Genomic DNA, 6,806 nt, shown 5'->3' with positions numbered 1-6,806 from the left:
AGTCGAGGCAACCCTTGACTCAGAGGGCTACCTGTGCGGCTACGGAACCACCCGCGGTATCAAGCTGGTAGCAACCGACGACGCTGACATGAACCCAGTTGACTGGACTTGGACTGTGGAGTTCAGATTGACCTCGCAGGATGATGTCCCAGTTCCAATCCCATCGTTCTCAATTGAGCTTCCTTCTTCCACAACTGTAGACCTAACTACTGTTAGCCCTGTTCCAGGCGCTAATGGCACTTACTACACCGTTGGCCCAACTGGACCTACAGGTGCAACAGGTGCGACTGGAGCGACCGGAGCTGCGGCTACAATCTCGGTTGGAACTGTAACTACTGGTAGCGCTGGTTCTAGCGCAAGCGTAACCAACGCTGGCACCTCAGGTGCTGCAATCTTTAACTTCACTATCCCACGCGGTGATAAGGGCGACAAGGGTGACAAGGGCGATACCGGAGACACCGGTCCAATCGGTCCTACTGGTGCCACTGGTATTGAGTGGCAGGGCGAGTGGGATGACGCAGTTGACTACGTCAACAACGATGCAGTCTTCTGGGAAGGTGCTTCTTGGTTTGCATCTGGCAACCCGCCTGTTGGCGAGGAGCCAACTAACGCCTCGACCTATTGGTACCCACTAGCCCTCCAAGGTGCCACTGGTGCTACTGGTGCCACTGGTGCTCAGGGTGAGCAAGGACCACAGGGAGATACTGGACCACAGGGAGAGCAGGGGCCAGAGCCTTGGACGTTTATTGGTGCCTATGACAATGGCGTTAGCTACAGCCTAAAAGACGCAGTAACCTATGAAGGTGGCTTCTACTACCGCACAGGTAACCCGCTTAACCCAGGATACCCTCCAACTCCAGGTTCTATCAACGCATCTTGGACTCCAGTTGCAGACCGTGGAGCAGTCGGCCCAGAAGGACCGCAGGGTCCACAGGGTGACCTTGGAGACCTATCTGCTTCATCTCCAATTACCTATTCCTCTAACACTATCGGCCTCGACTACGATGCTCTCGTAATCGACGGCGGTACTGCATGATAAAATTATCTAAGACCTTAAGGATTAAATAATGCCAGCACAAACTGTAATTAAGTTTAGACGCGATACTGCTGCTAACTGGGCAACTACTAACCCGACCCTGGCAGCTGGTGAGGCTGGCCTTGAGACTGACAGCGGGCTAGTAAAGTACGGTAACGGAACTTCTGCTTGGGCGGATTTGCAGTACACTACTACAGCCTCTATCCGCACCAAAGTCCAAAACGCAACTGGCTCAACCATTGCCAAGGGTTCGGTAGTTTACATTAATGGAGCTAACGGAGACAACCCGACTATTGCACTTGCGGATGCTGACACTGAGGCTACTTCATCCAAGACCCTTGGAATTGTAACTGCAGACATAGCAAACGGTGCACAGGGTTACGTCATTGAGTCTGGATTGATTACCAATCTAAACACAGCTGCAGCTACCGCGGGCCAGTCTGTGTGGCTATCTTCTACTGCTGGTGGCTTCGTATTTGGCGCTCCTCCGGCAAAGCCAGCACACAGCGTTTACCTTGGTGTTGTGACTCGTGCGAACACAAACAACGGAACCATCCTTGTTAAGGTGCAGAACGGCTATGAGCTAAACGAGCTGCACGATGTAAACATCGACGGCACTCCTGCTGACAATGAGGTTCTCGCGTACAACTCAGCAACTAGCATGTGGATTAACCAGACTGCTGCCGAGGCTGGCCTAGCCGCCTCAAGCCACACCCACGCGATTAGCGAGATTATTAACCTGCCAGAGAACCTGTCTGGCAAGGCGGATGCAAGCCACACTCACGCGATGGGCGACTTGACTGGCTTTGTTATTACTGACGTGGCTGAGGGCCAGACGCTTGTTTACAACTCGTCGACTGGCAAGTGGGTAAACGGGGCAGCTGCAGCTACTGGAGAAACTATCTCCAGCTTCCTGCTCATGGGTGCCTGATAGAATAGATAAAGACTTAAAGAAGGATAACGCATGGCGACAACTTACAAGGTGCTTGCACAAAGTGCACCAAGCGCAACTACTGCCACTAACATTTACACTGTGCCAACCAGCACCTCAACTGTTGTGTCTACAATCGTAGTTGCAAACCGAGCATCTACCACTGCAACTTACAGAATTGCAATTCGTCCAGATGGGGCAACCCTAGCAAACCAGCACTATCTAGCATACGATGTGGCTGTTGGCGGTGGGGACTCTACCACTCTAACGCTTGGTATCACAATGGACGCTGCAGATGTTGTAACGGTTTACGCTTCTACTGCCAACCTAAGCTTCAACATCTTCGGTTCTGAAATAGCTTAAGGGGGCGTAAATGGCAGCCAAAAGCCTTATTCGCTCTACTATTTTAAACTTTAGTAAATACTCATCTTTTCTTGCTGGAAACGACGGTCCAATGCCGACCGGCGGGACCATAGTAACCAGCGGCGGATACCGCTACCACACCTTTACGTCTTCAGGAACTTTCACAACTCCAGTAAGCCTTACTGCAGATGTTCTAGTTGTTGCCGGAGGCGGCGCAGCTGGACAGTGGTATGGCGGTGGCGGTGGAGCGGGCGGATTGCTTGGCTACACTAACGTATCTCTGGCTGCAACTTTTTATACAGTTACCGTAGGGGCCGGTGGCGCTGGCGTAAGGGGTAGCGGATACGGCGCTGGATATGGTGCAAGTGGCGGAAATTCTACCTTTGGTAATTTACCATCTGCATTAGGCGGCTCTGGTGGCGCTTCAACTGGCGGACCTGGAGCTATTACTGGTGGTTCAGGTGGAGGTGCTGGATACGCATCTAGCGCTGGCGCTGGAACAGCCGGACAGGGTAATGCTGGCGGTGGCATTGGCAGCTCTGCTTATGGAGGTGGTGGCGGAGGTGGCGCTACTCAGGCTGGTGGTTCGCTTTACAACGATGGAACTATCCGCGGAGGTTCTGGCGGTAACGGCTCCTCATCATATTCGGCTTGGGGCCTAGCAACTGGAACTGGTCATAACGTTTCTGGAAGCTTTTGGTATGCAGGTGGAGGACAGGGCCAGGGCCAGGGAGACACTACTCAGCGTGGTGGAAATGGTGGCGGTGGAACAATTGGCACTGGAGAAGGTGCTAACGGAATGACAAATACTGGCGGTGGTGGCGGAGGTGGCTTTGGCTTCTCAGGAGGCTCTGGTATAGTTATCGTAAGATATGCGATATAGGTGTGAATTATGGCTATTCAAAAACTTTCAACTGCTTCATTAAAAAATCCGCAATGGTACCGCGCGGCTAGTGCAGTATCAAGGACCCCGGTTGCTTTTAACCTAGACTACTTAGTTATTGGTGGCGGCGGTGGTGGTGGTGGCCGAGGCCAAGGTGGTGGAGGTGGTGCTGGTGGATACCGCACTTCTTTTGGAACTTCCGGTGGAGGCGCATCTGCTGAGGCTGCATTAACTTCTTCAACATATAAATCATTAACGGTTACCGTGGGCGCTGGCGGAAGCGGTGGCACACAGGATAATGCTGGCGCTAATGGCTCTAGTTCCGCCTTTGACTCAATCACTGCGCTTGGTGGAGGTGGAGGTGGAAGCGGTTCAGTCCTTGGATTATCCGGTGGCTCTGGTGGTGGCGGCGGTGGAAGCACTGGTGGCTCTGGAACAAATGGGCAGGGCTATCGTGGTGGAAACCAGTCTGGCGCTGGCGGAAGTAACTACCCATTCACTTGGAGAACAGCAGGTGGTGGTGGCGCTGGCGGTCAAGGTGCCGATGGCAGCTTTGACTCTGGCGGACGTACCGGAGGTAGCGGTGTAGCTTCTACAATTACTGGAACATCTGTGACTCGTGCCGGTGGCGGTGGTGGAGCTGGCTCTCCATCCGTGGGTGGCGATGGAGGTTCGGGCGGCGGCGGTAATGGTGCTAGCATGGGCCAGCCGTATTCTGGTCCAGAAAGACCAGCAACAGCAGGAACAGTAAACACTGGTTCCGGTGGTGGTGGTGGCGGTAGCTATCAAAACTTCTCAGATGCCGCTGCTGGAGGTTCGGGTATTGTTATTGTGAGATACTCTGACACCTACCAGCTAGAGGTCGGCTCAGGCCTGACTCACTCTACTGTAAATGTTAATGGATTCAACATTACGTCATTTACAGCTGGAACCGGTAATGTAATGTTTACCCCAATTCAGACTAGCCCATACGCTTATGAGTTGTTGGAAACTGTAACTCTAGGTGGGTCACAAGCTTCAGTTACTTTTAGCAACCTGAATGCAACCTACGGTAGCGAGTATCAGCACTTGCAATTGAGAATAGTTGGCAAGACTGACCGAGATGCTACAAACGACAATGTTATAATGCGATTCAATGGGGACGGTGGAGCTAACTATTCATTCCACCACCTGCGAGGCTCTAGCGGTTCGGTATCTTCGGGAGCCGGAGCTAATGAGACCAAGATTGTATCCAGGGCTATTGGTGGTAACAATGGAAACTTTGGTGCAGTTGTAATTGATATTCTTGACGCTTTTGAAACTAACAAGCACAAAACAACCAGAAGTCTTGGTGGTTATGCGACCGACATTGTTGAGCTTGGTTCTGGAAGCTGGAGAAACACAGCGGCCCTGACCTCTATCCTTCTTGACCAAGATGTGGGCTCTAACTTCTTGACTGGCTCTCGCTTCTCACTCTATGGAATTAAGGCAAGCTAATGGGAACTCCTACTTATATAGCACTGGCGACTATTACGCTTACAGGCAGTGACGGGGAAATAGTTTTCTCCAATATTCCTCAAAGCTTCCGCGATTTAGTTATTGTTGCTAATTTTCAAAACAGCGGAACTGGCTCAGCTTCTCGCCTAAGGCTAAATGGTGACACTGGTTCAAGTTACTTTAGCGTATGGATGGTTGCTAATGGCTCAAGCACTGGTAGTAGCTCAGAGTCGAGTCAGACTAGCGCAAGATTATTTGGCGCAGCAACTGGCCCCTCAAATGCTTTTTCTAATATTGGAACGGTGCAGATTATGGACTATACTGCCACTGATAAACACAAGATTGCTTTAGCCAGATTCGGCTCGGCAAATACTGATGCTCAAGCTTCTTCAATTAGATGGGCAAGCAATTCTGCAATAAGTTCGATAACCATCTTTGATGTTTTGGGACAGACATACCAGGCCGGTTCGACGTTTAGCCTTTACGGAGTAAGAGCATGACAATGCAGAGAATAAAACATGTTGAGTTAACATCTGCTCAGACGAGCATAACCTTTAGCTCAATTCCACAGACATACACTGATTTGCTTTTAGTTTTTAGTTTAAGGCACAGTTACGCAGGAACTTTTCGTGGGGTTAACTTGTCAATTAACGGCGTAAGCACCGACATCTCCACTCGGTATTTATACGGGGATGGAACAAGCGCCTCAACCGGAAGCTTGGGTGGCAATGGATTTATGCACGACGTTCCAGCGGCAAATTCAACAGCAAATACTTTCTCAAACACTTCTTATTATTTTGCAAATTACAGGAGTAGCAGGCCAAAAAGCTTCAATCAAGAAGTTACTAATGAAAACAATGGGTCCTCAACCTACATGATGCTTCAGGCGGGCTTATGGAATCCTTCAACAAATGGAGCTATAAGTACTATAACTTTAACTGCTACTGATTCTTCAAACTTCCTACAAAATTCATCTGCTACACTTTATGGCATAAGTGCCGGAAATGATAGCACCACAGTAGTCTCGTAAATACCTTACAAGAAAGAATAAACATGGACGAAATACTAACTAAGCTGATTGTTGATTGCGCAACTGGAGAGCAAATCACTGTGCCATTAACCCCTGAGGAAGTGGCAGAGCGTGAGGCGCTAATTGCTCAGGCCGAAGTTGAGAGAGAAGAGCGTGAGGCAGGGGAACTGGCCAAGGCAGAAGCAAAAGCGTCGGCTCAGGCAAAGCTTGCAGCACTCGGTTTGACCGAGGCTGAGATTGCAGCACTGGGGGCATAATGGCACACTACGCATTTCTAGACGACGACAACATTGTCACTGAGGTTATTGTTGGAGCTGAGGAAACTGAACTTATTGACGATAAAGACCCTGAGACTTGGTATGGTGAGTTCCGCGGTCAGCGTTGCGTTCGCACTTCTTATAACGGAAACATTCGCAAGAACTATGCAGGCATTGGCTTCACGTATGACGAAGACAGAGATGCCTTCATTCCGCCAAAACCATTTGCATCTTGGATTCTAGATGAAGAGACATGCCTCTGGAATGCCCCAGTTGCTTATCCTGAGGGTGAGCTAATGTACTCCTGGAATGAAGAGGCTGGAGACTGGGAGCCAGTAGTATTTGACTTGGAAACTGAAACCCAGTAGGATACAATAGAACCATGCCTACGACCCCAGACGTAACTCCTCCAGACTACTCGACCGCAATCGGGCAGGTCCGCCTACTTATCCCAGACGTTGAGCAGCTAGACAACCTAGCGGACCCAACTGCAGCTGCGGCTTACCTGTTTAACGACTCACAGATTCAGGCATTCCTGACCCTTTACAGCAACAACGTAAAGCGAGCAGCGGCTCAGGCCAAGCTTGTGCTGGCTACCAGCGAAGCCCTAATCAACAAGGTTATTCGCACCGCCGACTACACCACTGACGGCGCTAAGCTAGGGGCCGAGCTTCGTGCACAGGCAGCTGAGCTTAAGGCCGAGGCAGACAAGGACGAAGCAGAGGACTCGTACGAGGAGATTGCAATTGTCTCGTTTACTACGAAGCCCGATAACTCATGGCTTTAAATTCTAGAGGCGCTGTAGACCCACGCTGGCTGACTCACAATCA

At 50.6% G+C, this 6,806-nt stretch carries 10 protein-coding genes; 9 read left to right on the top strand and 1 reads right to left on the bottom strand.

Features of this window, described 5'->3' with window-relative positions:
- Window positions 1-243 precede the first annotated feature (243 nt).
- Entirely contained in the window at window positions 244-405 is a 162-nt protein-coding gene (locus ACIQ2X_RS16015; protein WP_396179984.1) for a hypothetical protein, read from the bottom strand.
- 662 nt (window positions 406-1,067) lie between these two features.
- Between ACIQ2X_RS16015 and ACIQ2X_RS16010 the strand changes: the two genes are divergently transcribed.
- The 9 genes from ACIQ2X_RS16010 (at window position 1,068) to ACIQ2X_RS15970 (ending at window position 6,763) form a co-directional block, all read left to right on the top strand.
- Window positions 1,068-1,967, top strand: coding sequence for a capsid cement protein (locus tag ACIQ2X_RS16010; protein ID WP_396179983.1), 900 nt, complete (start codon window positions 1,068-1,070; stop codon window positions 1,965-1,967).
- 33 nt (window positions 1,968-2,000) lie between these two features.
- Entirely contained in the window at window positions 2,001-2,330 is a 330-nt protein-coding gene (locus tag ACIQ2X_RS16005; protein WP_396179981.1) for a hypothetical protein, read from the top strand.
- A gap of 10 nt (window positions 2,331-2,340) precedes the next feature.
- Window positions 2,341-3,213 (top strand): glycine-rich domain-containing protein, encoded by an 873-nt coding sequence (locus tag ACIQ2X_RS16000; RefSeq protein ID WP_396179980.1) that lies wholly within the window; start codon window positions 2,341-2,343, stop codon window positions 3,211-3,213.
- Window positions 3,214-3,222: 9 nt separating this feature from the next.
- Window positions 3,223-4,689 carry a glycine-rich domain-containing protein gene (locus ACIQ2X_RS15995; protein WP_396179979.1) on the top strand — a complete coding sequence of 489 codons (1,467 nt, stop codon included), beginning with the start codon at window positions 3,223-3,225 and terminating at the stop codon, window positions 4,687-4,689.
- Entirely contained in the window at window positions 4,689-5,189 is a 501-nt protein-coding gene (locus ACIQ2X_RS15990; protein WP_396179978.1) for a hypothetical protein, read from the top strand. The genes ACIQ2X_RS15995 and ACIQ2X_RS15990 overlap by 1 nt, the downstream gene beginning before the upstream one ends.
- A gap of 140 nt (window positions 5,190-5,329) precedes the next feature.
- A complete protein-coding gene (locus ACIQ2X_RS15985) occupies window positions 5,330-5,719 on the top strand; it encodes a hypothetical protein (protein ID WP_396179977.1) in 390 nt (129 codons plus the stop codon).
- Window positions 5,720-5,742: 23 nt separating this feature from the next.
- Window positions 5,743-5,976, top strand: a complete 234-nt coding sequence (locus ACIQ2X_RS15980; protein ID WP_396179976.1) for a hypothetical protein — start codon at window positions 5,743-5,745, stop codon at window positions 5,974-5,976.
- Entirely contained in the window at window positions 5,976-6,344 is a 369-nt protein-coding gene (locus ACIQ2X_RS15975) for a hypothetical protein (RefSeq protein ID WP_396179974.1), read from the top strand. Before ACIQ2X_RS15980 ends, ACIQ2X_RS15975 begins: the two co-directional genes overlap by 1 nt.
- A gap of 14 nt (window positions 6,345-6,358) precedes the next feature.
- The gene (locus tag ACIQ2X_RS15970) at window positions 6,359-6,763 is read left to right on the top strand and encodes a hypothetical protein (RefSeq protein ID WP_396179973.1); all 405 of its coding nucleotides are present in this window, start codon (window positions 6,359-6,361) and stop codon (window positions 6,761-6,763) included.
- Window positions 6,764-6,806: the final 43 nt, after the last annotated feature.

This window comes from Flavobacterium sp. (assembly GCF_044368625.1).
Lineage (GTDB): Bacteria > Bacteroidota > Bacteroidia > Flavobacteriales > Flavobacteriaceae > Flavobacterium.
The sequence above is the reverse complement of the archived record's forward strand: the minus strand, read 5'-3'. Positions and strand labels throughout refer to the sequence as shown.

Bases quoted from the DNA above. Each gene is read 5' to 3' on its own strand.
- ACIQ2X_RS15970 (WP_396179973.1), top strand. From the start codon at position 6,359: ATGCCTACGACCCCAGACGTAACTCCTCCAGACTACTCGACCGCAATC.
- ACIQ2X_RS16000 (WP_396179980.1), top strand. From the start codon at position 2,341: ATGGCAGCCAAAAGCCTTATTCGCTCTACTATTTTAAACTTTAGTAAA.
- ACIQ2X_RS15990 (WP_396179978.1), top strand. From the start codon at position 4,689: ATGGGAACTCCTACTTATATAGCACTGGCGACTATTACGCTTACAGGC.
- ACIQ2X_RS15975 (WP_396179974.1), top strand. From the start codon at position 5,976: ATGGCACACTACGCATTTCTAGACGACGACAACATTGTCACTGAGGTT.
- ACIQ2X_RS16005 (WP_396179981.1), top strand. From the start codon at position 2,001: ATGGCGACAACTTACAAGGTGCTTGCACAAAGTGCACCAAGCGCAACT.
- ACIQ2X_RS16010 (WP_396179983.1), top strand. From the start codon at position 1,068: ATGCCAGCACAAACTGTAATTAAGTTTAGACGCGATACTGCTGCTAAC.
- ACIQ2X_RS15995 (WP_396179979.1), top strand. From the start codon at position 3,223: ATGGCTATTCAAAAACTTTCAACTGCTTCATTAAAAAATCCGCAATGG.
- ACIQ2X_RS15980 (WP_396179976.1), top strand. From the start codon at position 5,743: ATGGACGAAATACTAACTAAGCTGATTGTTGATTGCGCAACTGGAGAG.